Annotated in this window: 21 protein-coding genes; 1 reads left to right on the plus strand and 20 read right to left on the minus strand. The window is 61.1% G+C overall.

Annotation, left to right across the window (positions count from 1 at the left end):
- Nucleotides 1-28: 28 nt before the first annotated feature.
- The 10 genes from AAAX35_RS01250 to purF all read right to left on the minus strand — a co-directional run bounded on the left by AAAX35_RS01250 (nt 29) and on the right by purF (nt 9,434).
- On the minus strand, nt 29-667 hold the full coding sequence (locus AAAX35_RS01250) for an amino acid ABC transporter permease (protein ID WP_006235796.1): 639 nt from the start codon (nt 665-667) through the stop codon (nt 29-31).
- A gap of 3 nt (nt 668-670) precedes the next feature.
- Complete coding sequence (locus AAAX35_RS01255) at nt 671-1,417, minus strand: amino acid ABC transporter permease (RefSeq protein WP_349116477.1); 747 nt, start codon at nt 1,415-1,417, stop codon at nt 671-673.
- A gap of 25 nt (nt 1,418-1,442) precedes the next feature.
- Nucleotides 1,443-2,318: a transporter substrate-binding domain-containing protein gene (locus AAAX35_RS01260; RefSeq protein ID WP_161144972.1), complete on the minus strand. Its 876-nt coding sequence runs from the start codon at nt 2,316-2,318 to the stop codon at nt 1,443-1,445.
- A gap of 8 nt (nt 2,319-2,326) precedes the next feature.
- A complete protein-coding gene (locus tag AAAX35_RS01265; protein ID WP_022094215.1) occupies nt 2,327-3,058 on the minus strand; it encodes an amino acid ABC transporter ATP-binding protein in 732 nt (243 codons plus the stop codon).
- Between the two features lie 247 nt (nt 3,059-3,305).
- Nucleotides 3,306-3,749: a GatB/YqeY domain-containing protein gene (locus tag AAAX35_RS01270; protein WP_117769746.1), complete on the minus strand. Its 444-nt coding sequence runs from the start codon at nt 3,747-3,749 to the stop codon at nt 3,306-3,308.
- 54 nt (nt 3,750-3,803) lie between these two features.
- A complete protein-coding gene (locus AAAX35_RS01275; RefSeq protein WP_349116478.1) occupies nt 3,804-5,024 on the minus strand; it encodes a peptidylprolyl isomerase in 1,221 nt (406 codons plus the stop codon).
- Between the two features lie 170 nt (nt 5,025-5,194).
- The gene (locus tag AAAX35_RS01280) at nt 5,195-5,659 is read right to left on the minus strand and encodes a PTS sugar transporter subunit IIA (RefSeq protein ID WP_349116479.1); all 465 of its coding nucleotides are present in this window, start codon (nt 5,657-5,659) and stop codon (nt 5,195-5,197) included.
- 152 nt (nt 5,660-5,811) lie between these two features.
- Nucleotides 5,812-6,513, minus strand: a complete 702-nt coding sequence (gene purN, locus AAAX35_RS01285; protein WP_349116480.1) for a phosphoribosylglycinamide formyltransferase — start codon at nt 6,511-6,513, stop codon at nt 5,812-5,814.
- Nucleotides 6,503-7,606, minus strand: coding sequence for a phosphoribosylformylglycinamidine cyclo-ligase (purM, locus tag AAAX35_RS01290; protein WP_349116481.1), 1,104 nt, complete (start codon nt 7,604-7,606; stop codon nt 6,503-6,505). Before purM ends, purN begins: the two co-directional genes overlap by 11 nt.
- 157 nt (nt 7,607-7,763) lie before the next feature.
- A complete protein-coding gene (gene purF / locus AAAX35_RS01295; RefSeq protein WP_052043972.1) occupies nt 7,764-9,434 on the minus strand; it encodes an amidophosphoribosyltransferase in 1,671 nt (556 codons plus the stop codon).
- Between the two features lie 294 nt (nt 9,435-9,728).
- Between purF and AAAX35_RS01300 the strand changes: the two genes are divergently transcribed.
- Nucleotides 9,729-10,958: a putative ABC transporter permease gene (locus tag AAAX35_RS01300; protein WP_349116482.1), complete on the plus strand. Its 1,230-nt coding sequence runs from the start codon at nt 9,729-9,731 to the stop codon at nt 10,956-10,958.
- 90 nt (nt 10,959-11,048) lie between these two features.
- Here the strand turns inward: AAAX35_RS01300 and AAAX35_RS01305 are convergent, their stop codons facing one another.
- The 10 genes from AAAX35_RS01305 to AAAX35_RS01350 all read right to left on the minus strand — a co-directional run bounded on the left by AAAX35_RS01305 (nt 11,049) and on the right by AAAX35_RS01350 (nt 24,705).
- On the minus strand, nt 11,049-11,468 hold the full coding sequence (locus AAAX35_RS01305; protein WP_349116483.1) for a molybdenum cofactor biosynthesis protein MoaE: 420 nt from the start codon (nt 11,466-11,468) through the stop codon (nt 11,049-11,051).
- Between the two features lie 64 nt (nt 11,469-11,532).
- A complete protein-coding gene (locus tag AAAX35_RS01310; protein ID WP_349116484.1) occupies nt 11,533-12,531 on the minus strand; it encodes a class B sortase in 999 nt (332 codons plus the stop codon).
- A 35-nt stretch (nt 12,532-12,566) separates the two neighbouring features.
- Complete coding sequence (gene purE / locus AAAX35_RS01315; protein WP_006235810.1) at nt 12,567-13,031, minus strand: 5-(carboxyamino)imidazole ribonucleotide mutase; 465 nt, start codon at nt 13,029-13,031, stop codon at nt 12,567-12,569.
- 444 nt (nt 13,032-13,475) lie between these two features.
- Nucleotides 13,476-16,790, minus strand: coding sequence for a carbamoyl-phosphate synthase large subunit (gene carB, locus AAAX35_RS01320; protein WP_349116485.1), 3,315 nt, complete (start codon nt 16,788-16,790; stop codon nt 13,476-13,478).
- Nucleotide 16,791: 1 nt separating this feature from the next.
- On the minus strand, nt 16,792-18,231 hold the full coding sequence (gene carA, locus AAAX35_RS01325) for a glutamine-hydrolyzing carbamoyl-phosphate synthase small subunit (RefSeq protein WP_349116486.1): 1,440 nt from the start codon (nt 18,229-18,231) through the stop codon (nt 16,792-16,794).
- A 211-nt stretch (nt 18,232-18,442) separates the two neighbouring features.
- Nucleotides 18,443-19,405 (minus strand): hypothetical protein, encoded by a 963-nt coding sequence (locus AAAX35_RS01330; RefSeq protein ID WP_035136527.1) that lies wholly within the window; start codon nt 19,403-19,405, stop codon nt 18,443-18,445.
- A 19-nt stretch (nt 19,406-19,424) separates the two neighbouring features.
- Nucleotides 19,425-21,197: an ABC transporter ATP-binding protein gene (locus tag AAAX35_RS01335; protein ID WP_349116488.1), complete on the minus strand. Its 1,773-nt coding sequence runs from the start codon at nt 21,195-21,197 to the stop codon at nt 19,425-19,427.
- Nucleotides 21,198-21,278: 81 nt separating this feature from the next.
- On the minus strand, nt 21,279-21,974 hold the full coding sequence (locus AAAX35_RS01340; RefSeq protein ID WP_349116489.1) for an NUDIX hydrolase: 696 nt from the start codon (nt 21,972-21,974) through the stop codon (nt 21,279-21,281).
- Between the two features lie 21 nt (nt 21,975-21,995).
- Entirely contained in the window at nt 21,996-23,300 is a 1,305-nt protein-coding gene (gene purD / locus AAAX35_RS01345; protein ID WP_349116490.1) for a phosphoribosylamine--glycine ligase, read from the minus strand.
- A 118-nt stretch (nt 23,301-23,418) separates the two neighbouring features.
- The gene (locus tag AAAX35_RS01350; RefSeq protein WP_022094075.1) at nt 23,419-24,705 is read right to left on the minus strand and encodes an adenylosuccinate synthase; all 1,287 of its coding nucleotides are present in this window, start codon (nt 24,703-24,705) and stop codon (nt 23,419-23,421) included.
- Nucleotides 24,706-24,733: the final 28 nt, after the last annotated feature.

The following is a 24,733-nucleotide window of genomic DNA, read 5'->3' on the forward strand; positions in this document are numbered from 1 at the left end:
GACAAAGGGGCTGTCCCTTTGCCACATTCTACGCTGCCACCATTCGCCTCTGATATGCGCGAACCAGCAGCGAGATACCAAAGTTGAGCACAAAGTACATCGCAAACACCAGGCCGTAGAGCATAAGCACCTGCGACAGGTCGATCGCGTGGGCCATCACGACGTTAGCCGTGTACATGAGCTCGGCCACGTTAATGCCCGAAAGATACGAGCTGTCCTTGATGACGGTCGTGCACTGGCTAAACAGCGCCGGAATGATCGTCTTAAACGTCTGCGGCAGAATGATGTAGCGCATGGTGGCAAAGAAGCCAAAGCCCTGGCTCTGCGCTGCCTCAAACTGGCCGCGCGGAATCGAGTTGAGGCCGCCGCGCACAATCTCGGCCATAACAGCGCTGGTAAACAGCGTAAAGGCGATGGTCGAAATCACAATGTCCAAACCCTGCACCGTAAAGTAGATAAACAGGATCCACAGCAAGTTTGGCGTGCAACGGAACAGCTCGATATAGGCGCTCACCAAAATACGGAACGGGCGGGGCGCATAGCTCTTAACGAGCGCCAGCACCGTGCCAAAGATGAGCGAGAAAAAGATCGACAGCGCCGAGATCTCGATCGTCTTAACAAAGCCGCCCCAGATGTAGAGCAGGTTGGTCGCGTTGAAGATTTCCATGCGCTAGGCCTCCTCTACGTTGTCGAGCCCCAGCTCGGCCAGGCTCACGCCGCGCGGACGCTCCTTGGAGCGGCGCTCGAGCCACTGCACCAGCATGGCGAGCGGAAAGCAGATGATGAAGTACATAAGGCAGCAGACGATATATCCCTGCAGGTAACCGTACAGACTCACAAAGTTGTCGGAACGGTACATAAGGTCGCCGCCGGCCACAAGCGCCAGCACCGACGTGTTCTTGACCAGGTTGAGCGCCTGGTTACACAGCGGCGGCAGAATGATCTTGAATGTCTGGGGCAGCACGATGTACCAGTACGCCTGTGCGCGGGTAAAGCCCTGGCTCTGGGCCGCCTCCATCTGACCGCGCGGAACCGCCTCGATACCAGTGCGGATGACCTCCGAGATGTAGGCCGCGTGATACAGGCCCACACCCAAGAAGCCCAGCACGAACGGTGCGATGCGCATCGGCTGGTCGGCACCGGTTATGGCCTGCAAAAACTGCGGACCGGCCATGTACATAAAGAGCACCTGCACGGGCAACGGGGTGTTCTGGTAAAACTCCACGTACACGCGGCTTATGGCGCGCAGCACGCGCGAGCGAGTGGTAGAGAACACGCCCAGCAGCGTGCCCAGCACCAGCGACAGCAGCAGGCCGGCAACGACCACCTGCAGCGTCACGCCAAAGCCCTCCCAAAAGGGCCCCATATTTTGAAATGTCGTCGACCAACGGTCGGCGTCAAATAATCCTTCGAGCATTTGATTCCTTCCTTGGACGATGCGCCTATACAAGACCCCAGGTCTTGACCTCTTGGTCGAGCCAGCCGTCGGCCAGGCGATCGCAAATCACCTGATCGACCACAGCCGAAAGGTCGCAGCCCTTCTTGGTCGCCACGCCGTAGCCCTGCTCGCCAAACTTGACCTCGGGCTGCAGCAGCTCAACGGTCTCGTTCATGTAACCGGCCAGCGTGGAGCGGTCCATGGCAAAGACGTCGATATTGCCGGCGTCGAGCGAACTCTTGATGATGGGATAGCCGCTAAAGGCCCTAAACTCGGGCTTGCAGCTAAAGCCGTTGTCCTTGATCATCTGCTCGATCAGGCCCTGCGTGGTGGCACCCTGGCTCACGCCGATGACCTTGCCGTCCAGGTCCTCAATCGAGGTAAAGCCCGAACGCTTCTTGACCATAAGTCCCACGTAGTCGGTGCGGTACGGCGTCGAGAAATCCCAACTCTTCTTGCGCTCGTCGGTGATGGTGTAGGTCGCCGCGACCACGTCGAGTTGGCCGTTATCGATCAGCGGGCCGCGCGTCTTGGGCGTCACGTCGGTAAACTCGACAAGCTCCTGGGCGCGGGCCTCCTTGTAGCTCACGCCAAAGACGGCAGCGGCGATCTGGTAGCACAAATCGACTTCCATGCCCTCAAAGCGGCCCTTGGCGGTGTCGTAGTAACCGTAGCCGGGAACGTCCTTCTTAACGCCGGCATTCAGATGGCCGCGCGACTTGATGGCCGCCAGCTTGGACCCCTTGTCGGAACCCTCGCTGCTGGTGGAGTTGCCGCAACCGGCAAGCGCGGTCCCCGTCAGCGCAAGCATGCCGGCGCCAGCCAGCTGCAAAAAGTGACGGCGCGACACGGCCGCCCTCGTCATATCCGTCATGTCCATCACCGCGCCTAGTGCAGAATCTTGGACAGGAACTCGCGGCAGCGCGGGTTCTCGGGGTTATCGAAGAAGTGCTCAGGCGTGCCCTCCTCCAGAATGCGGCCGTCCTCCATAAAGATGACGCGGTCGGCCACCTGGCGCGCAAAGCCCATCTCGTGCGTCACGCAGATCATGGTGATGTCCTCCTGCGCGAGCTCAATCATAACGTCCAGAACCTCCTGGACCATCTCGGGGTCGAGCGCCGAGGTCGGCTCGTCAAACAGGATGATGGGCTGCTTGGTGCACAGGGCACGGGCGATGGCGATGCGCTGCTGCTGACCACCCGAGAGATTCTGCGGATACTCGCCGGCCTTATGCGCCATGCCGACGCGCTTGAGCGCGGCGATGGCGATCTCGGTCGCCTCCTCTTTGCTCTTCTTTTGCAGCTTGATGGGCGCGAGCGTCAGGTTGCCCAGCACCGTCATGTTGGGATACAGGTTGAACTGCTGAAACACCATGGAACTGTACTTGCGAGCCATCTCCAGATGGTTCTTTTTGGTGAGCGGCGTACCGTCGATGACGACCTCGCCCGACGTGGGCTCCTCCAGATAATCGACGCAACGGATGAGCGTCGACTTACCCGAGCCGGAAGGCCCGATCATTACGAGCTTCTCGCCGCGCTTGACGGTGAGATTGATATCTTTGAGCACATGCAGGTCGCCAAAGTACTTGTTGAGATGCTTGATCTCGATCATGTCTGCCATGAATGTCCCTTCCCTGCGTTTACACGAGTTGCACTATTGTACGGAAAGAACCACGTTTCCGCAGCCCACACTACATTCCCGTAAAGAACCCGCAACCTTTAACCCACTCATTGGGGACAGGCTTAAATGAGTGCCCGCTCATTGGGCACTCATTTAAGTCTGTCCCCAATGAGTACCCAGCTCATCAAAAAGGGGCGCGACCGCGATGGTCACGCCCCCTCAGCATCGGCTATGTGTCGGCCAGCCCTTAAGCCAGCTTTGCTCCGACGATCTTTGCTGCTGCCGGTTTGTCGAAGTTGCCGCCGGTGGCCTTGCCGAGTGCTCCCATGACCTGGCCCATCTGCTTCTTAGAGGTCGCGCCCAGCTCGGCGATGACCTGCTCGATCAGGGCCTCGAGCTCCTCGCCCGAAACCTGCGCGGGCAGCAGACTCTCCAGAATCTTGACCTGCTCGGTCAGGTTGTCGGTACGCTCCTGGTCGGTACCGGCCTTAATGGACATCTCCAGCGTCTCGCTCGTCTGCTTAATCAGACGCTTGATCATGTTGTTGACGTCTTCCTCGGTCACATCGCGGCGCTCGTTGACTTCAATATTCTTCACCTCGGCCTTGACCTGGCGAATGATGGACAGGCGAACCTTGTCCTTAGCCTTCATGGCTGCGATCATTTCCTTCTGCAGCTCTTCGTTGGTCATCTGTAAATCCTCCTCAATAGCGTGGGCGGCACTCACGCGGGCACCGCCCCATGATTACTCAGTCGTCGACGCTTCGTCGGTCGAACTCTTGGTGACGCCCTTCAGGCTCACGTTATAGGGCACGTCCTTGGGCATGGGGTTAACGGTGATGTCGGCATCCTTCTTGTACTGCTCCAGCCACTCGCTGTACGCGGTACTTGCCGCCTGCGTCTTCACCACGTTGGAGACGTACTTCTTGATGTCCTTGGGTACCTGCTTAATGTTATCGACCTGATTATCGACATGGAAGTAGTCGGTGCACTTGATGATGTGGTAACCATAGGTCGACTCGACAACGTCGCTCACATCGCCCTTGTTGAGTCCCTCGAGCGCTGCCTGGTAGCTGTCGACGAAGGTGGTGAGCTTGTCCCAGCCCACATCGCCCTTCTTATCCTTGGAGCCGGTATCGTCGGAGTACTGCTTTACGGCGTCCTCAAAGCTCAGCTCGCCAGAGTTAATCTTGTCCAGGCACTCCTGCGCCTTGGCCTTGGCGGCGGCCTTGTCCTCGTCGGAGGCGTCGGAATCGACCTTGATCAGAATATTCGACGAGCGACGGGCGTCATTGTAGTTGGACAGGTTCTCGTTGATGTAATCGACAATCTCGCTGTCCTTGGGCTTGCTGGTGGGTGCCACGGCATCCTTGAGCTTCTGCTGCGCCAGGCTCTCCTTGAGCGAATCCTTGTAGGTGTCCTCGGTGTAGCCGTAGGTCTTGAGAGTCTTCTTAAAAGTCTTGGCGCCGCCTGCGCTCTTGCACGCGTCCTTCCAAGCCTTCTCGACCTCCTCGTCCGACACCGTCACGCCATTCTCCTTCTGCGCTTGCTGAAGCAGGATCTGCTGCGCGTAGGAGTCGATGAGCTGCTTGCGGTACTTCTTGGGCGTGAGGTCGTTGTCGACCAGGTACTGTGCCCAGTCCTTGTCCTTGGTGTAGCCGTAGGACGTGCGCATGCTCATGATCTGCTTGGTCACGGTGTCCTCGGTGAGGTTGGTGCCGTTGATAGTGGCAGCAACACCGCCAGTCAGCTTGTAGCCCGAGGTGTCCTCAGCCTGCGACATAAGGCCGGAGCACGCCATCGCCGAGACGGAAAGCAGCATCGCCAGCACGCCGATGACCACCAGAACGATCTTGACGGTCTTAGACACGTACGTCTTGCGTTGCTTCTTGCGAGAGCTGGAGGCGGCGCGGGCCTGCTGCTCGGGCGTCGGCGCGGCCTCGGAGTTCTTTTTCTTATTTGCCATAGTTGGCCTTTCGCATAACGAATCGAACAAACGCCATTGTGTCACAACGCAGCCCCCGCGGCACGCTTGGTGCATTGGGGACAGGTTAATCTGCACCATTTTGGTGCAAAGGGGACAGCTCTGGCAGCCGGCAGTTAGGGACAGTCCCCAAGTGCCGGCTCAGCCCCACCTTAGAAGTGACGGCGGATGGCGTCGACCATGCCCTGGGGCGTGGTCTGGCCGAGCACGTCGGCTGCGGCATCGGCGTCCATAAAGATGTTCATGAGCGCCTGCAGGGCCTCGACCTGACCGCCCGGCTCTGCGATGCCCAGATTGATGACGATCTGCGCCGGCACCGGAGCGCCCATGCCAGCCATAGCGTTAAATGTCACGGGCGCGGTGGGCTTCACCACCGCGATATAGGGCTTGGCCACAAACCCCGGATCGGTATGCGGAATGGCAATGTTTGCCGCCGGCATGGCAAGACCCGTGGGATAGGCATCCTCGCGCGTGCGAACGGCGTCGAGCCAACCGGATGCAATGTAGCCACGTGGTGCAAGCTTGCCCTCGAGCCGCGCAAACACCTCATCCGGCGTCGCACACTCCCAATCAAAAAACACCAGCTCAGGCGTAAACAGCGCTTCGTTATCCGCCATGCGCTCACCTCTCTCACCTAGCCATCGGGGACGTTCTTAAATGACTAGTCGTTAAAGAACGTCGCAGGTGACTACCCAAAACAAAAGGTGGCCACGCGCGCCTTGGCGCCAATGACCACCCTGACTACTCGGCTAAATTGTACTGTGCGCCGCTAGCCGCGAGGCGCGTCAATTGCGACCTTGCCGCTCTCCAGCACGTGGACGCGGCCGTCGGCGAGCATTTGCACGACCTCGGGATACAGCACGTGCTCAATCGCGTGGATGTGCTCCTCGAGCGTGTCGACATCCCAACCTTCCTCGACAGCCAGCGCGCGCTGGGCGATGATGGGGCCGTTGTCGTAGATCTCGTTGGCAAAGTGCACGGTCACGCCGGTCACCTTGACACCGCGCGCAAAGGCATCGTCAATCGCATGCGCACCGGTAAAGCTCGGCAGCAGTGCCGGATGCAAGTTGACCACGCGGTTGGGAAACGCCGCCAGTAGAGGCGTGTGCACCATGCGCATGTAGCCGGCCATGACCACATACTCGCAGCCGCGCTCGAGAAGCTCGTGCGCGATGATCTCGTCGGCGGCAATAGGGTCGGCATAGACATCCTTGGACAGCGTGAGCGTCTGGATGCCCGCGCGCTCAGCGCGCTGCAAACCCTTAGCCGAAGGACGGCTCGACACCACAAGCTCAATCGAAGCGTTGAGCTTGCCGGCGGCGATCAAATCGATCAGCGCCTGCAGGTTGGTACCCGAACCGCTGATGAGCACACCGATCTTGAGCGGCTCGGCCGTATCGGTGCCGGTCGGACGGGTGTAGGGCACAAAGCCCAGGCCCTCGACGGCAGCCATCTGCTCGTTAGCGCTCATCGGAGTACACGACCTTACCGGAACCCTTGACGCACTCGCCCACGCGGAACGGCTTCTCGCCCAGCGCGACCAGGGCCTCGGTCACCGCGGCCTCGTCCTCGGGGGCAACGATCAGGCACAGGCCGACGCCCATGTTGAAAGTCTTGCATGCCTCGTTGGGCGCGAGCTCGGCCTGGCGCGACACGTAAGTGATGACGGGCGGAACGTCCCAGCCCATCTCGGCACCGTTACGGGTGACCACGGCGTCGACGTCGTCGGCAAGCGCGCGGTTGAGGTTCTCGGTGATGCCGCCGCCGGTGATGTGGGCAATGGCGTGCACCGGAGCGCCACCACGCAGCAGCTCAAGAATCGGCTTGACGTAGATGCGCGTAGGGGCCAGCAGGGCGTCGGCCAGCGATGCGCCGCCGAGCTCCTCGAGCGGGCGGCTCAGCTCCTCGGCCTTAGCGGCGGCCTCGGGCGTGCCCGGCTTGATGCCGTCGACGCCGATGACCTTGCGCACGAGCGAGTAGCCGTTGGAGTGCACGCCGGTGGAAGGCAGGCCCAGAATCACGTCGCCGGGGCGGACGTTCGCGGGGTCGAGCATCTTGGGGCGGTCGACAACGCCCACGGTAAAGCCGGCGAGATCGTAGTCGGCAGGAGCCATGACGCCGGGGTGCTCGGCCATCTCGCCGCCCACGAGCGCGCAGCCCGCGAGCTTACAGCCATCGGCCACGCCCTTGATGATCTTTGCCATGTGCTCGGCCTCAATGTGGCCGATGGCAACGTAGTCCAGGAAGAACAGCGGCTCGGCGCCCGAAGCCAAAATGTCGTTGACGCACATGGCGACCAGGTCCTGGCCCACCGTCTCGTGACGATCCATGATCTGGGCGAGCACAAGTTTGGTGCCCACGCCGTCGGTACCGCTGATCAGAATCGGGTCTTCCATATCCTTAAGCGCGGCGGCCGAGAATAAGCCACCAAAGCCACCGATACCGCCGATGACCTCGGGACGGTTGGTGTCCTTAACCATTTGCTTAATGGCGTCGACGGCGCGGCCGCCCTCGGCGGTATCGACGCCGGCGTCCTCATACGTCACATGCTTGCTGTCGCTCATCTGAGCCTTCCTCTCCCACTACCGTGGCGCCGCGCGGGCGCCAAACGGTGCTCATAGTTGCGTTCATTTCGGCGCGCGCCATAACAGCACGCGCCGTCATATCAACAAAACAGCAGGTAAAACCTACCAAAATGAACCTGTCCCTACATGGCAGGTTTTAGGCCTCGCCGTGCTTCTCTTCCCAGCTGCGGTCGTCGTATTTCTCGACCACGGCGTCGTCGTCAAAGTGCAGCGGCTTATCCAGGTTGCGGGGCTTAAAGCCCTCCATAAACTTGTCGCGGCCAAAGCTCTCGGGAATCGCCACGGGGTAGCGGCCGGTAAAGCACGCATCGCAGTAACCGCCCTTGGGCATGACCTTCAGCAGGCCCTCGACCGAAAGGAAGGCCAGCGAATCGGCGCCGATATACTCGCAAATCTCGTCGACCGTCTTGTTGGCGCTGATAAGCTGCGACTGTACGTCGGTATCGATACCGTAGAAGCACGGCCAGATGACCTCGGGCGAGTTGATGCGGATATGAATCTCCTTGGCGCCAGCGTTGCGCAGCATCTTGACGAGCTGCACCATGGTGGTGCCACGCACGATGGAGTCGTCGATGACGACCAGGCGCTTGCCCTCGATGTTGTCGCGCAGCGGGTTGAGCTTCATGCGCACGCCCATGGCGCGCAGCTCCTGCGTAGGCTCGATAAACGTACGGCCCACGTAGCGGTTCTTGATGAGGCCCTCGCCAAAGGGAATGCCGCTCTCGTGCGAATAGCCCTCCGCGGGCGGCAGGCCGGAGTCGGGCACGCCGATGACCAGGTCGGCCTCGACGGGCTCCTCATGTGCCAGCTGACGACCCATGTCGTAACGGCAGGCATAGACGCTCTTGCCGTTCATGATGGAGTCGGGGCGGGCAAAGTAGACCTGCTCAAAGATGCAGTTGGCGGGCTCTTCAGCTGCAGGCACGCCCTGCTCGGATACCAGACCCTCGGCGCTGATGCGCAAGATCTCGCCGGGACGGACGTCGCGAACGTACTCGGCACCCACAATGTCAAGTGCGCAGGTCTCGGAAGCAACGACCCAGCCGCCGGCGCGCGTGACATGGACGGCGGAGTCGACCGTCGCGGCGCCGTCTTGCGAGGGCAGCTGCGAAACGGATGCGGCATCGGCTTGGTCCAGACCCTCGTCCACCAGCTTGCCCAGCACGAGCGGGCGAATGCCGTGCGGATCGCGGAAGGCGTAGAGCGCCTGCTCGTTGATGAGCGTCATGGCGTAGCCGCCGCGCACAAGCTCCATGGTCTTGCGAATGCCCTCGCGCAGGTGGCCCGTACGCTGGGTAAAGTAGCCGATAAGCTTGGTCGCGACCTCGGAATCCGAATTGGAGAGGAACGGCACGCCCAGCTCGATTAGCTGGCGGCGCAGCTCGTCGGTGTTGACCAGAGTGCCGTTGTGAGCAAGCGCGATAATGACGCTGTTGATGGTAGAAAGATGCGGCTGCGAGGCTTCCCAGCTCTTGGCACCGGCAGTGCCATAGCGCACGTGGCCCACGGCCAGCTGGCCGGAGAGCGTCGACAGGTCGGCGTTGGAGAACACGCGATCGAGCAGTCCCAGGTCTTTGCGAACCATAACCGTGCCGCCGTCGCCCACGGCGATTCCCGCCGATTCCTGGCCGCGATGCTGCAGCGCGCGCAGACCAAAGTACGTCAGTCGAGCCACATCGCGATCGGGCGCCCACACACCAAAAATGCCGCATTCCTCATGCAGCTGGTCGGAGTCCGGATCATACGTCGACATGGTCTTCACCTGTCCCGCGGCGCGCTCGGCCGCGTGGATGGTTTCTTGAGACATGGCATCCCCTCAGAGCCTCGTTATTTGGCGTTACCTGCCCTATTATACGCACGGCAAGACAAGCACTCCCGCGCATGAACAGCGCTTTTTAAAAGCCCACCGAGCTTATAATCCGTTTTGCAGCCAAACATTTTATTGGGCAACCGCCTCGGGGCCGACGATCCCGCATGCTTTCGTTGCGACGTGTCTCGCCCGCCGTTAGGGCTTGCATTGTTGCAATCGGGACGTTCGTCCTGTCTTTTGGCAGGTCGGCGGCGTATCCTTGTACCTACAGCAAAACGAGAAAGGTTATGTATGGATCGAAACGAACTCGACCCCAGCGTCCCCAGCGCCACGGAGGTCAAGAAGATCCCCCTCATCATTAAGGTGTACGCCGTCCTGTGCATCCTGTCCGGCGTGGGCACGCTCCCCTCGGTCGGCGCCTTTATGTGGCAGGTCATCACCGCGCTCATCAATGGCAACGCCGCCGCCAAGCTCGGCGACAACACACTCGTCGCGGTCGGCCTTATCGTCGCCGGCATCATGCTCTCTGCGGCAAGCGCCGTCATCCTGATTATCTTTGGCCTGGACCTTATCAAAAACCAGCGCCGCAACGCTGCCCGTCTGTCCTATATCCTTATCGCGTTTACCGTCGTCGAGCTTTTGGTTGACGTGATGCTCCAGGGCATCGGGCCCTTCTTGCTGCGCCCTGCCATCCAGCTCGGCATCCTCGTCGCGCTTTCGGCCACCGTCGACCCCACGCTGCGCCAGGAGCGCGAGCTGCAGCGCCGCCTGCAGGAAATGCTCGATCGCGACGCCGCCGCCGAGGGCATGCTCGGGCGCGATGAAACCGGCGAAGGCTACATTAAGCTCAACTACTTCAACCTGTTCTGGGTATTCTTTGTCTGCTGCATACTCGGCCTGTTCGCCGAGGACATCTGGCACATGACGGTCGACGACCCGGGCGTCTACCAGAACCGCGCCGGCATGCTGTTTGGCCCCTTCAGCCCCATCTACGGATTTGGCGCCGTGCTCATGACCATGGTGCTCAACCGCTTCTACAAAAAGAACCCCATCATTATCTTTTTGGTGAGCGCGCTGCTCGGCGCAAGCTTTGAGGTGTTCGTGGGCTGGTTTATGCAGACCTCGTTTGGCGTGGTCTCGTGGAGCTACTCGCATATGAAGCTCTTTGGCATGCCCGATCCGCTCGCCGTCCTTACCGGCGGACGTACCTGCACGGGCTTCGCCTGCCTGTGGGGCCTGGGTGGCCTCATCTGGATCAAGCTGCTGCTGCCGAGGCTGCTCAAGCTCATCAACATGATTCCGTGGAAGAGCCGCTACTCGGCTACCGTCATCTTCACCATCATTATGCTGGTCGATGGCGTTATGACGCTGCAGTCGCTCGATTATTGGTATCAGCGCGTCAACGGCACGGAACCGGATATTCCCGTTGCGCAGTTCTACGGCAAGTACTTCGATAATGACTTTATGGAGAATCGCTTCCAGAGCATGACCATGAGCCCCAAGGATGCGACGCGCGTGTAGCACCCACCGCGCCCAAAACGCAAAATGCCCGCCGGTATCACACGTACCGGCGGGCATTTTTATAAACGAGCCTTCTGTCGACGCAAGCCTCTACGCCTCGCGCTCGACCTCACTCACACATTCGTTCTTGATGGTGCCAACGAGCGCCTGCAGCGCATCGACCACGTGCGGGCGAATGTCCCCGCCGATGAGCACGAGCATGATGTCGTCACCTACGGCAAGCTCGCCGCTTGCCAACCACACGCGCACATAGCCGATACCCGGCATCGCGCTCGTCGCCTCGATGGCGGCCTGTACCTTGCTGGCGTCGTAGCCGAACACCATGCTGCCCACCTTGTGGCCCGGCGCCACGCCATCGGTCTCGACACCGCGCGCCTCGGCCTTGGGCGTCGCGCGCACCACACCGTTATGTGTCAGATACATACCGCACGCAGGTGCCGACGAATCGGCCTTGGCCTCGCGCAGCCAAGCATCAATCGAAGGCATCGTTTTGCCATTCTCGAGCATCATTTCTCCCTTACCGTCATCGAGTAGCCAATTTGGAACGGGGCTTTTTTAGCTACTCTCGAACAACTTATTCCTCGACCGGCGTGAGCACCATGACAGCACGCGTGTTGCTCAGCGATAACGAACGACAGGTCACAAGCGTTACGACCTTGGTTGCCGAAGCGGCACGATCGGTGGCATCGCTCGCCACGGCAGAGGCACCGTCGAGCATCTCGGACAGGTAGTTCTTGAGCCCGTCGTCGCCCTCAAAATTGCGCGTGCGCGCCTTGGCATACGTGTCCTCAACAACTTTGGTCGCCAGCGGTCGCAGCTTATACGTAGCATCCCGTGTGATGTAATACACAAACTCAATGCTATCGAACGTCGCCTGATCAGTGGTGTCCGAAATCACGTTGAACATCGACCCGTCGTTCATATGGTGTCCGTAAATCGTAGTCTGCTGATCCACCATGCCGGGCGCAGTGTCCTCGTAATCCAAGAAGATGGCACCCGATGCGTTGGACGTGCCATCGAACAACGTGTTGAGGTACTTGGAATTATCAGTAGCCTGCACTACGGGATAGTTAATGTTGGTGCCCGGTGCGTAAATCCAACCGACGACCTCGGGATTTGTCTGGGCAAGAGCATTGAAATCGATAATCGGCACGCCGCTGGCGTCCTTAGCGGGCGCATATTGCTTTTCGATCTTTTGGTACGACTCGCTCGCCTGCTTGTAACCAATCTGCGCATTGATAAAGATGGCGGCGGCGGCAACGATTAGGCCGATGCCGATGATGATGAGCAGAATGGGGATAACGGAGCGGCGCTTTTTGCGCGGCGGCTCGGTGTAATCCGACGGCGCGGCATGCGATGAAGACCGGGGCGGCTTCTTAGCATTGCTATAAGATGAAGGTCGATATGCGGCCGGCGCGTCCTGTCGACGATGCGTCGCCGGTGTCACGGGACGCGGCGCGCGCGGCTGCTGAGGAGAGGATGTCCGACCCTGCTGTGCCGCATGGGTAGCACCCGGCTTCGACGGATCGGGAATCTGAGAAGCTTTGAATCGTTTTCCCTGATAGTCGGACATGGCTCTCCTTATACTGCGGTGAAACGGCGGAACGCCTAGGCGTCGGCCATCTCCTGCTTCATCTTCTCGATAACCTTGCGGTACTCGGGGTCGCATGCACCCAGAATCTGCGTGGCGTAAATGGCGGCGTTCTTGGCACCGTTGATGGCAACGCAGGCCACGGGCACACCCGAAGGCATCTGCACCATCGACAGCAGCGAGTCCATACCACCCAGATCGCTCGTCTTCATAGGCACGCCGATAACCGGCAGCGGCGTAAACGCAGCCACGACACCGCCCAGGTGAGCAGCCTTGCCGGCGGCAGCGATAATCACCTTGATGCCGCGGTCGGCAGCGGTCGAGGCCCACTCATGGACCTTCGCCGGCGTGCGGTGTGCGCTCGCAATGACAAGCTCATAGGGCACGCCCAGTGCCTCGAGCTCGGCGGTGCAACCTTCCATAACGCCCAGATCGGACTTGGAGCCCATGATGATCCCGACAACCGGCTTCTGATCTGCCATAAACAAAGACCTCCTGTTGAGAGCGGTGACGCGGCGAATCCGCGACCCTTAACTACTGAGAGTAGTATAGCTGCTCCCGTCCCTGCGGTCTGCGGGTGCCCCGCGGCGGTCTGGTGTTTTCATCTTCACTCCAGTTGCTTCGCAAAGTCGTTCAGGTGAAAACACCAGACCGCCGCGGGGCACCCTCGACCTACCGGGAATTGCCATGACGTACGTTGGCTGAAATATTAACGTGGGATCCGCCGTTCGAACGAACGGCGGATCCCACACTCACTTTTTATTCTGCCCTAGTCATCGCGCAAAGCCCCTTCGGCAGCACACGGTGCAGCCAAGTCGCCGCAGGCCGGGGCGGAGGGGGCCGAGTTTCCTCCTGAGCGACTCTGCTTGCAGCCGGAGCGAAAGGGGGAAATCTCGGCCCCTCCCGCCCCGGCCGGACAGGTCGCACTACACCGTGTACTGCGGCAGGTCCTGCAGGGCGATGACGTCCATGCCCATGTCGTTGGCGCTGCCGTGGCCCTGCTGGTCCTCGCGCACGGCCTCGATAGCACTCACGTACGTGTTGGCGGCAGACATCGCGGTCACGCAGGTCACGCCGCGGCGCACCGCCTCGGTACGCAACAGATAGCCGTCGCCACGAGAACCCGGGCCATACGGCGTATTGACGATCACCGCAATCTTGCCATCGGCGATGAGGTCGCCAATGTTGGGGCACTCGCCGTCGTGCGGGCCGCTGATCTTCTCCACGACCTCGCACGTCACGTTGCCGCCGCGCAGTACACGCGCCGTACCCTCGGTAGAGCAGATGTCAAAGCCCAGATAGCGCAGGATACGGGCGACCGAAAGGATATGGCGCTTGTCGCGGTCGCACACGCTAATGAACACCTTGCCGGCGCTCGGGTCGGGCAGCTTGTAGTCAATCGCCAGCTGCGTCTTGGCGTATGCCTCGGGATAGCTCTTGGCGATACCCATGACCTCGCCCGTCGACTTCATCTCGGGCCCCAGGATAACGTCAGCGCCCGGGAAACGGCCCCAGGGCATAACGGCTTCCTTCATACAGAACCAATCGAGCTGACGCTCGTCGCTCGGCAGACCCAGGCTGGCGATAGAATCGCCCGCCATGATACGCGCCGCGCACTTGGCCAGCGGCACGCCGGTGGCCTTGGAGATAAACGGCACGGTACGGCTGGCACGCGGGTTGGCCTCGATTACGTAAACGGTCTCGCCCTTGATGGCGTACTGCACGTTGACCAGGCCGCGTACGCCCAGCGCCATCGCGATGCGGCGCGTGGTCTCGCGAAGCTTTGCCTGCAGGCTCTCGCTAAAACTGAACGGCGGGATGCAGGTCGCGGAGTCGCCAGAGTGGATACCGGCCTCCTCGATATGCTCCAGAATGCCGCCAATGTAGACCTCTTCGCCATCGCACAGGGCGTCGACATCGGACTCGATCGCACCCTCCAGGAAGCGGTCCAGGTACACCGGGTAGTCGGGGCTAATGCGCGCGGCCTCGGCCATGTAATCGCGCAGGTGCTCGGCATCGTAGGCGATCATCATGCCGCGGCCGCCCAGCACGTAGCTCGGACGTACCAGCAGCGGGTAGCCAATGTGCGCGGCCACGGCCTCGGCCTCCTCAAACGAGGTGGCCTGGCCCGCCGGCGGGTACATGATGCCCAGCTTGTCGAGCAGGGCGGCAAAACGCTCGCGATCCTCGGCAAAATCGATGGCGTCGGGCTTGGTACCCATGATGTTCACGCCACTCTCCTCGAGCATGCGCGCCAGCTTAAGCGGGGTCTGGCCGCCAAGCGTCACCACGACGCCGTCGGGGCGCTCAACATCGATAACGTCCATGACGTCCTCGTAGGTGAGCGGCTCAAAGTAAAGGCGGTCGGACGTGTCGTAGTCGGTCGAAACGGTCTCGGGATTGCAGTTGACCATGATGGTCTCAAAGCCGCGGGCCGCCAGCGCATAGCTCGCATGCACACAGCAGTAGTCGAACTCGATACCCTGGCCGATACGGTTGGGGCCGGCGCCCAGGATCATCGCCTTGGGCTTGTCCGCCGGCGTGGTCTCGTCGGGAGCTACGCACTTCTTGGCATCCGGGCTCGTGCGGTAGATGTTCTCGTACGTCTTGTAGTGGTACTCCGTGGCGCTCGAGAACTCCGCAGCGCAGGTATCGACCGTCTTCATGCTGGGAACCACGCCCAGACCCTTGCGGTAGGCGCGCACAAAGCGCTCGTCCGAGCCGGTCAGCGCGGCGATCTCGGCGTCGCTCGTGCCGTACTGCTTGAGCAGACGCATCGCGTCGGCGTCGATATCCTCCACACGCAGGCCGCGGATGCTCTCCTGGACCTGCACCATGTCGTTGATACGGTTGAGGTACCACGGATCGATACCGCAGATGGCATGGATACGCGCAACGTCCCAGCTGCGGCGCAGGGCCTCGACCACAAAGAAGATGCGATGCTCGGTCGGGGTTGCCACGGCCTGAGCGAGCTCGTCGTCGCCCAGTTTGTCGGCACCCTCCTTTCCACCGGCGCAAATGCCCTGGTGGCCGTCCTCCAGCGAGCGCATGGCCTTGCCAAAGGCCTCCTCAAAGGTGCGGCCAATCGCCATGATCTCGCCCACGGCCTTCATGCGCGTGGTGAGCGTAGGATCAGTGCCCTTGAACTTCTCGAAGGCAAAGCGCGGCACCTTGACCACACAGTAGTCAATCGTGGGTTCAAAGCAGGCGGGTGTAGCCTTGGTGATGTCGTTGACGATCTCGTCGAGCGTGTAGCCCACGGCAAGGCGCGCGGCGGCCTTGGCGATGGGGAAACCCGTGGCCTTGGAGGCCAGCGCGGACGAACGGCTCACGCGCGGGTTCATCTCGATGACGATCAGGCGGCCGGTGTTGGGGTTCACGGCAAACTGCACGTTGGAGCCGCCGGTCTCGACGCCGATCTTCTCCAGAATGGCGAGCGAGGCCACGCGCATGCGCTGATACTCAAGGTCGGAGAGGGTCTGCGCCGGCGCCACGGTGATGGAGTCGCCGGTATGCACGCCCATGGGGTCGAGGTTCTCGATGGAGCACACGATGATACCGTTGCCGGCGTGGTCACGCATGACCTCCATCTCGTACTCTTTCCAACCCTCGATGGACTCCTCGACCAGCACCTCGTGGGCAGGCGAGAGTTCAAGGCCCTGGCTCACGATGGAGACGAGCTCCTCGTGGGTATGCGCGATGCCGCCGCCGGCGCCACCGAGGGTAAAGCTCGGACGCAGCACGCAGGGATAGCCCACGCGCTCGGCGATGGTCTCGGCGTCGGCCACGCTGTAGGCATAGCCCGAGCGCGCGACCTCCAGGCCAATCTCGGCCATGGCCTCGTTAAAGAGCTTGCGGTCCTCGCCGCGCTCGATGGCGGCCAGGTCGCAGCCGATCATCTCGACGCCGTACTTGTCGAGCGTACCGTCTTTCGCCAGCTCGACGGCGGCGTTCAGACCGGTCTGGCCGCCCAGCGTGGGCAGCAGCGCGTCCGGGTGCTCTTTCTTGATTACGCGCTCGATAAACTCGGCGGTGATGGGCTCGACATAGGTGCGGTCGGCCAAGCCCGGGTCGGTCATGATGGTCGCCGGGTTGGAGTTGACCAGGATGACCTCAAAGCCATCCTCCTTGAGCACCTTGCAGGCCTGGGCGCCGGAGTAGTCGAACTCGCAGGCCTGGCCGATGACGATGGGGCCCGAACCAATGACGAGGATACGCTTGATGTCAGTACGTTTCGGCATGTTAGTTCTCCTCGGTCTCAGCGGTCTCGGACTCAGCAAAGTTCCAGCCGGCAAGGCGGTCCTTCGCGGTGTCGATGTCCAGGTAGTTCTCCTCGCCGTCCATGAGTCGCGTAAAGGCGGTAAAGAGATAGTGGGCATCGGTGGGGCCAGGCGAGGCCTCGGGGTGGTACTGGACCGAGAAGCACGGTGCGTCGAGCAGCTGGATGCCCTCGGCGGTGCCGTCGTTGAGGTTCACATGTGTCAGGCGAATGCGACCAAAGCGCTCGTTCATCACGACCGGCGCGATTCCGCGGCGCACCCAGACGCGCAGATCTCCATCGGCCGCATGCTCGGTCTCGCCGCCGGAAAGCTCGGGGACAAGCTTGCCCAAGCTGGGGAACAGCAGGCCAAAGCCATGGTTTTGCGCGGTGATCTCCACACGGCGGCTTACCAGGTTCATAACCGGCTGGTTGCCACCGCGGTGACCGAACTTAAGCTTTTCCATCTGGGCGCCGCAGGCCAGGCTGATCATCTGGTGACCAAGACAAATACCAAAGACCGGCACCTTGCCGATCAGCTGCTGCACCTGCTCGTAGGTCTCCACCACGGCGTCGGGGTCGCCGGGGCCATTGGACAAAAAGACGCCGTCGGGATTCATGTCGAGCACCTCACTCGCGGGCGTGTCCCACGGCACGACGGTAAGGTCGCAGCCGGCGCGGACCAGCCCCTCCAGAATGCCGCGCTTCACACCGCAGTCGTAGGCGGCCACTTTGTGACGGGCAGGAGCGGCAGCCGAAAGCGCAAAGTCATGCGTGGCAGGCAGGTCGGCAGCCACAAACTCATGAGGCGCGGGGCAACTTACGGTCTTGACCAGGTTCTCGCCTACCAGCGTGGGCGCTGCGGCCAGACGCTCGGCAAGCTCGTCGACGTCGAAGATCTCGGTCGAGATAATGCCCATCTTGGAACCATTGTCGCGCAGGTGGCGTACCAGAGCGCGGGTGTCGACGCCCTCGATAGCGACGATGCCGTGGGCGCGCAGATACTCCGGCACGCTGACGGCCGAGCGCCAGTTAGAAGGCGTGGTGCACATGTCGCGAACGATCATGCCGCGCATAGCCGGAGCGCTCGCAGGGCGCACGGCGTCGCCGGGGAAGGCCGACTGGACGTCGGTCTCGTCGATACCGTAGTTGCCGATCTGCGGATAGGTCATGGTTACGATTTGGCCGGCATAACTCGGGTCGGTCATGACCTCAAAGTAGCCCTCGAGCGAGGTATTGAAGCAGACTTCGCCGGTCGCGGTGCCCTCGGCGCCGCATGCACGTCCATAAAAAATGGTCCCATCCTCAAGATACAGGATGCAGGGACCGCAGGTGCCCTTGCTGGTTTTGGCCAGCATACGCTGGCAAAGCTCGCTGGGCGCGAAGGTGCGGGCGGCAGCGCCCGCGGTATGGTTGTTCGCCATAATTCTCCTTCCCGGTCTCACAGGACCGGCTTAAAGGTGTGTAGTTAGGCCTCGCGGTATTGTAACCGCAAGCATGCCTCATGGCGTTAATTTCATCGAAATGTTTACGAAATGATAATTATGACTTTCTATGCATAATGATTTTTCTGGGACGGGGATTAAAAAATCATCCCGCGCGGGCTTGTGGCTCACGCGGGATGATGGCGTCTTATTATTTCTTGTCCTGCTCCAGCAGTTCGGACGGTGTGCGATCGGGCTTGCCGCCGCGGAAAATCTCGCGGCCATGCAGACGATGCTCCAGGTCACGCTCGGCCTTTTCCTCGTCAATCTTGGTCTGGCTCACCACCGGGTCTTCAATTAACGACGACACCGAGTTCACCTGCTTCTGAATGCGCTCGGCGATGGTGTCATCCATACTCACGATGCGCATCTTCCAGTCGATACTCGTGGCGTTGGATGAGCTCTTGGTCCACACGAACGTCAAAATGGCGCTCTGGTGGCCGCGCGCGGGGAACATGCCAAAGAAGGAATCGTGCTGAATGTTGCTATCCTCGTCGATATAGGCGTGAACGTTATACACCACGCGGTCGATCTTATCGTTGAGCAACGCGTTGGTCGCAAGCGCCGCGGCCTGAATCTGCCCGTTGGACAGCAGCTCGAGCTCGTTGGCAGACGATGTGTCCAACACCGTCACCTCGACCGTGCCCGTGCGTTCATCGGCTTCATCGACGGTAAAGTCGAGCGGGAACTGCGTAAAGCCGTTACCCCATTCAAGTCCACCCTTGAGCGCGGTCGAAACGGTATCGACCGAAACGCTCTCGGACAGGTTGGCGGTGTTCAGACGACGCATCACGCCGTAGCCAATCTGCATGCCCACGATCAGCACCAAAATACCGATGACCACGGCCATCGCGGTCTTCGTAATGGTATGGCTCACCTGCGAGCCCGAAGGATCGTCCTCGGACAGCGGGTCGATATGTTTTGCCTGGCTCGCGCGGTCCTCGCTGCGCAGCTGCGCTAGCGCCGCTTTGTCACCGCGCTTGGCCGCAGCCTCCTTCTCACGCATGCGCTCGGTACGCTTTTTGGCGAGCGTGGGATCCAAGACGCCGGATGCATCGATTTCGGAGAATAACTCCGTCACTTCTTCCGGAGTCAAAGGGTTCTTGTCAGCCATAAACTTCCTGTCATATCAATCAGTCGAGCTCGTGCGCACGCGCACCTTCGAACTGCATTCGATAGTAACGGGCATAGGTGCCGCCACGGGCGAGAAGCTCCTCGTGCGTGCCACGCTCCACAACGCGACCATGCTCAACGGTCGCAATCTCGTCAGCATGCTTAATGGTCGAAAGGCGGTGGGCGATGATGATTGTGGTACGGTCGCGTGCCAGCTCTTCGAGCGACTCCTGGACCGCCTCCTCGCTCTCGTTATCCAAAGCACTCGTCGCCTCGTCCAAGATCAGGATCTTGGGGTTCTTGAGAAACACGCGCGCGATGGCAACGCGCTGCTTCTGTCCGCCCGAAAGACGACTGCCGCGCTCGCCCACGACCGTGTCATAGCCCTGTGGAAGCGACTCGATAAAGGCATCGATGTTGGCGCGACGGGCGGCGTCGGCGATCTCCTCCGCCGTAGCGCCCGGCTTGCCGTAGGCGATGTTCTCGCCAATCGTACCGTCAAACAGATAGACATCCTGCTGCACCAGGCCGATGGCACGACGCAGGCTCTGCTGCGTCACATCGCGCACGTCTTGGCCGTCGATGCTAATGGATCCGGCAGCCACGTCATAAAAGCGCGGCAGCAGCGAACAGGTCGTGGACTTGCCGCCGCCCGAAGGGCCAACCAGTGCGATGGTCTGGCCGGGCTTGATGGACAGGTCCATATGGTCGATAACGGGACGCTCGTCGGCATAGCCCTCGCCCAGCTCGACATCCTCGTAGTTAAAGCACACGTCGTGATACTCCACGGCGCCGGCGGTCACCTGCAAATCCGTGGCGCCCGGCTTGTCCTGGATATCCGGCGAGGTCGAGAGCACCTCGTCCATACGCTTAAAGCCGGCGATGGCCTTCTGATACGTTTCGGCCGAATTGACGAGCGTCTCGAGCGGCGTGCAGAACAGCGAAATATAGAGTGCGAAGGTCGCCATATCGACCGCCTGCAACTGTCCCCGGGCGACCAGCCATCCGCCCAGCAGCACTACGATCACATAGAGCACACCCGAGAGCAGGCCATACGTCGCGGTATAGACGCCCATGGCGTGATACATGTTCTCCTTGGACGAAAGATAGCGATTGTTGGAGGCGCGGAACTTGAAGCGTTCGGTCTCCTCGTTGGCAAAGCTCTTGACCACGCGCATGCCCGCCAGCGAATCCTGCAGCTGCGCATTGATGCCGCTGATCTTTTTGCGGTTGTCGCTAAAGACCTCGCGCATACGCATGTTTTGCCAAAACATGATGACCGCAAACGCCGCCGTCACCACGGCCATGGCGAGCGCCAGCACCGGGGCGATGGTAAAGAGGATCACAAACGAGCCGATAATCTCGATGCCGCAGATGATGATCCACTCGGGCACGTGGTGCGCCGCCTCGCAGATATCGAACAGGTCGTTGACCACGCGGCTCATCATGTCGCCCGAGCTGTTGCGGTCGAAGTACGCAAAGCTAAAGCGCTCATACTGGTCGAACAGGTCCTCGCGCATTTTGGACTCCATGCGCGCGCCCATCACGTGACCCCAATAGCTCACAAAGTAGCGGCAGGCGCAGCGGACGGCATACATCAGCACCAAGCCCACCGCGATCATGCCGAGCGCCTGCATAATGGCAGCCTGACCCTGAGTAAATAGCCCACCGGTCAAATTGCGCAGAATAATAGGAAAAGCAAGGTCAATGGCGGCAAGCACCAGAGCACAAACAGTATCAGCAACAAAAAGCCCCATCTGGGGCTCGTAGTAAGAAAGAAACCTCTTAAACATGCAGTCCTCGGAGATAAAACAATAACGTAAGACCCTGGGACAAAATAATCAGTAGTGTTTGCCCCAGGGTCGCCCTCGCTTTTAAAGCTCAGTTCCGCCTAGTCGGTGTGCGATGCTGTCGCAGGCCAAGGCGCCTACGACGGTCTTGGCGTCTTCGATCTTGCCGTCGAGTACGGCGTCGATCAGCTCGTGCAGCGGCACCAGGTCCACGTTGACAAACTCGTCATCATCGGGGTTGGGCGCATCAAACTCGAGCTTGGTAGCCAAGTAGATGTGGATGATCTCATCGCAAAAACCGCAGGACGTGACAATCGACGTCAAAAAGCGAATACGACCAGCCCTAAAGCCCGTCTCCTCATGCAGTTCGCGCTTGGCGCAATCGAGCGGGTCCTCGCCTGGATCGAGCTTGCCGGCGGGAATCTCGACCGTCACGCGGTCGATGGCGGTGCGGTACTGACGCACCAGTACGATCTTGCCGCTCTCGGTCAGTGCCACAACGGCCGCCGCACCCGGATGGCGAACGATATCGCGGGCGCTGCGGTGACCGTTGGGCAGCTCAACCTCAAGACGGTGGACGTCGAGGATCTTGCCCTTCCAGGCGCACTCCTCCGAAAGAATCTTCTCGTGCAGCTCGGCATCGTGCGGGTCGTCATCGCCCAGCACCAGCGTCGGCTCGTCAGCGACCTCGCCACCAGGCTCGCCCTCGGCGTGCCCATACATGCGGCTGTCCTCTTCGACGATCTGCGCGTCCACGAGCTCTTCGTTCTTCTCGTCCATCCGTCTCATTCCTCTCGGATTTTAGGCATCCCAGGCGTCGCGACCGCGCAGCGCGCGCAGGCCGATGTCGTGACGCAGGGTCTTGCCCTCAAAATCAATCTTCTCGCAAGCCTCGTAGGCAAGGTTGCGAGCGTTCTCGAACGTGTCGCCCAGAGCGGTCACGGCAAGCACGCGGCCACCATTGGTCACGAGCTGGCCGTCCACCACGGCAGTGCCCGCGTGGTACACGGTCACGTTCTCCATGGCCTCGGCATCCTCAATACCGGTGATGACCTTGCCCTTCTCGTAACTGCCGGGATAGCCCGCGCTCGTCAGGACAACGGCCACGGCCCACTCGTCGCGCCAGTCGAGTTCAATCTGATCGAGCTCGCAGTTGGCGCAGGCGAGCATGACCTCAACCAGGTCGTTCTTAAGGCGCGGCAGCACGACCTGCGTCTCGGGGTCGCCAAAGCGGGCATTGAACTCCAGCACCTTGGGGCCGGCAGGCGTAAGCATAAAGCCGCCGTACAGGCAGCCGCGGTAGTCGATACCCTCGACAGCGAGCTCGGCCACGGTCTGCTCCATGACCTTCACCATGGTGGCGTGCTCCTCGTCAGTCACGATGGGCACTGGGCTGTAGACACCCATGCCGCCGGTGTTGGGGCCCTTGTCGCCCTCGAGCGCGCGCTTGTGGTCCTGCGAGGTAGCCATGGGGCGCACGGTCTTGCCGTCGGTAAAGGCCAGCAGCGAACACTCGGGACCAACGAGCATCTCCTCGATAACCACGGTGCTGCCGGCATCGCCAAAGGTGCCGCCAAAGCACTCGCGCACGGCCTCCTCGGCCTGCTCAAGTTCGGTCGCCACGATAACGCCCTTGCCCGCGGCAAGGCCGTCGGCCTTCACGACCAGCGGGGCGCCCTGCTCGCGCACGTAGGCGAGAGCCGAAGCCTCGTCGGTAAACGAGCCGTAGGCTGCCGTCGGAATACCCGCGCGCTCCATGAGCTGCTTGGAGAACAGCTTGGAGCCCTCCATCTGGGCGCCCTCGGCACCCGGGCCAAAGCAGGGAATACCCGCCGCGCGCACGGCGTCGGCCACGCCCGCCACAAGCGGAGCCTCGGGGCCAATTACCACGAGTCCGCATCCGTGGCTCTGAGCAAACGCCGCCACGGCCGCAGGATCGCAGTCGTCGAGAACAACGTTCTCGCCGCAGCTCGCGGTGCCGCCGTTGCCCGGCGCGATGTAGAGCTTGCCGGCGCGCGGTGATGCCGCGAGCTTAGCTGCCAAAGCATGCTCACGGCCGCCGCTGCCCAACAACAGGATGTCGATGGTTTGAGTGTCCGCCTTCAAGGGTGCCTCCTCTATGGATGAATGGCCCGCTCCGCGCGAGCCCTTTGCAAGCAAATATACCCCTCGGCCGCCCGTCCGGGCTGCAAAGGGGTATATCGCAATAACCAAATAGTCCCGATTACTTCCAGAATCGGTTGATGATCTGCTCGCGACCGGCGCCAACGCCAATGAACGTCACGCGGGTGTGTGCCAGATCCTCGATAAACGCCACGTAGTCCTGAGCCTCCTGCGGCAGCTCGTCAAAGCTGCGGCAACCGGTGATGTCGCACTTCCAGCCAGGGAGCTCCTCGTAGATGGGCTTGGCATGCTCAAAGCGCACCTGATGCTCGGGCACGCTGGTATAGCGCTCGCCATCGACGTCGTAGGCCACGCACACCTTGATGGTGTCGAAGGCCGAAAGCACGTCGAGCTTGGTCACGGCGATGTCGGTGAGGCCGTTGACGCGCGAGGCATAGTTGGCGATAGGGCCGTCAAACCAGCCGCAGCGACGACGGCGACCGGTGGTCACGCCGTACTCATAGCCTTCCTCGGTCAGCGTGTGGCCGGCCTCGGACTCATAGGAAAGCTCGGTGGGCATGGGGCCCGAACCGACGCGGGTGATATAGGCCTTCATGACGCCCAGCACGCGGTCGACATTCTTCATACCCACGCCGGAGCCAGTGATGGCGCCGCCGGCGGTGCAGTTGGAAGACGTCACGTACGGATAGGTGCCGTGATCGATGTCGAGCAGCGTCGCCTGGGCGCCCTCAAACAGCAGGTCCTTGCCCTCATCGATCATGTTGTTGAGCAGCAGGCTCGTCTCGGTGATGTAGGGACGCAGGCGCTCGGCCATCGGCAGGTACTCGTCGCAAATCTGGTCCACGGTGTAGGTGGGCAGGTTGTAGATGAGCTCGAGCTCGGGGTTCACGCGAGCGAGAGCGGTCTCCAGCTTGTCGCGGAACAGCGCCTCGTCCAGCATGTCCTGCATGCGCAGGCCAATGCGGGCCATCTTGTCCTGATAGCACGGACCGATGCCGCGCTTGGTGGTACCGATGTTCTTCTTGCCGAGCTTCTGCTCAAAGGCGCCATCCAGATCGATGTGGTACGGCATGATGACATGCGCGTTGCCGCTAATCTTGAGGTTCTTGGTGGTGATGCCGTCGGCCTCGAACATGTCGATCTCCTCAAGGACAACCTTGGGGTTGACGACGCAGCCGTTACCGATCACCGACACGTGGTCGGAATACATGATGCCGGAGGGCACCTGGTGCAGGCCGTACTTCTTGCCGTTGACGACGATGGTGTGACCGGCGTTGTTGCCGCCCGAGTAGCGCACGACGGCATCGAAGTCGCCGGCGACCAGGTCGCAAATCTTACCCTTGCCCTCATCGCCCCACTGGGCACCGACCAAAACGGTTGACGGCATGTTTACTCCTTACATTCATGGACTGTCT

This window comes from Collinsella sp. CLA-ER-H11, assembly GCF_040092445.1.
Classification (GTDB): Bacteria; Actinomycetota; Coriobacteriia; order Coriobacteriales; family Coriobacteriaceae; genus Collinsella.

What these genes read in the sequence shown, in the direction of transcription:
- carB (WP_349116485.1), bottom strand. Translation starts at nt 16,790, where the DNA reads ATGCCGAAACGTACTGACATCAAGCGTATCCTCGTCATTGGTTCGGGC.
- AAAX35_RS01310 (WP_349116484.1), bottom strand. Translation starts at nt 12,531, where the DNA reads ATGTCCGACTATCAGGGAAAACGATTCAAAGCTTCTCAGATTCCCGAT.
- AAAX35_RS01330 (WP_035136527.1), bottom strand. Translation starts at nt 19,405, where the DNA reads ATGGCTGACAAGAACCCTTTGACTCCGGAAGAAGTGACGGAGTTATTC.
- AAAX35_RS01340 (WP_349116489.1), bottom strand. Translation starts at nt 21,974, where the DNA reads ATGGACGAGAAGAACGAAGAGCTCGTGGACGCGCAGATCGTCGAAGAG.
- AAAX35_RS01305 (WP_349116483.1), bottom strand. Translation starts at nt 11,468, where the DNA reads ATGATGCTCGAGAATGGCAAAACGATGCCTTCGATTGATGCTTGGCTG.
- AAAX35_RS01255 (WP_349116477.1), bottom strand. Translation starts at nt 1,417, where the DNA reads ATGCTCGAAGGATTATTTGACGCCGACCGTTGGTCGACGACATTTCAA.
- AAAX35_RS01335 (WP_349116488.1), bottom strand. Translation starts at nt 21,197, where the DNA reads ATGTTTAAGAGGTTTCTTTCTTACTACGAGCCCCAGATGGGGCTTTTT.
- AAAX35_RS01250 (WP_006235796.1), bottom strand. Translation starts at nt 667, where the DNA reads ATGGAAATCTTCAACGCGACCAACCTGCTCTACATCTGGGGCGGCTTT.
- AAAX35_RS01270 (WP_117769746.1), bottom strand. Translation starts at nt 3,749, where the DNA reads ATGACCAACGAAGAGCTGCAGAAGGAAATGATCGCAGCCATGAAGGCT.
- carA (WP_349116486.1), bottom strand. Translation starts at nt 18,231, where the DNA reads ATGGCGAACAACCATACCGCGGGCGCTGCCGCCCGCACCTTCGCGCCC.
- AAAX35_RS01350 (WP_022094075.1), bottom strand. Translation starts at nt 24,705, where the DNA reads ATGCCGTCAACCGTTTTGGTCGGTGCCCAGTGGGGCGATGAGGGCAAG.
- purF (WP_052043972.1), bottom strand. Translation starts at nt 9,434, where the DNA reads ATGTCTCAAGAAACCATCCACGCGGCCGAGCGCGCCGCGGGACAGGTG.
- AAAX35_RS01280 (WP_349116479.1), bottom strand. Translation starts at nt 5,659, where the DNA reads ATGGCGGATAACGAAGCGCTGTTTACGCCTGAGCTGGTGTTTTTTGAT.
- purE (WP_006235810.1), bottom strand. Translation starts at nt 13,031, where the DNA reads ATGGCAGATCAGAAGCCGGTTGTCGGGATCATCATGGGCTCCAAGTCC.
- AAAX35_RS01300 (WP_349116482.1), top strand. Translation starts at nt 9,729, where the DNA reads ATGGATCGAAACGAACTCGACCCCAGCGTCCCCAGCGCCACGGAGGTC.
- AAAX35_RS01260 (WP_161144972.1), bottom strand. Translation starts at nt 2,318, where the DNA reads ATGGACATGACGGATATGACGAGGGCGGCCGTGTCGCGCCGTCACTTT.
- purM (WP_349116481.1), bottom strand. Translation starts at nt 7,606, where the DNA reads ATGAGCGACAGCAAGCATGTGACGTATGAGGACGCCGGCGTCGATACC.
- AAAX35_RS01265 (WP_022094215.1), bottom strand. Translation starts at nt 3,058, where the DNA reads ATGGCAGACATGATCGAGATCAAGCATCTCAACAAGTACTTTGGCGAC.
- AAAX35_RS01275 (WP_349116478.1), bottom strand. Translation starts at nt 5,024, where the DNA reads ATGGCAAATAAGAAAAAGAACTCCGAGGCCGCGCCGACGCCCGAGCAG.
- purN (WP_349116480.1), bottom strand. Translation starts at nt 6,513, where the DNA reads ATGAGCGCTAACGAGCAGATGGCTGCCGTCGAGGGCCTGGGCTTTGTG.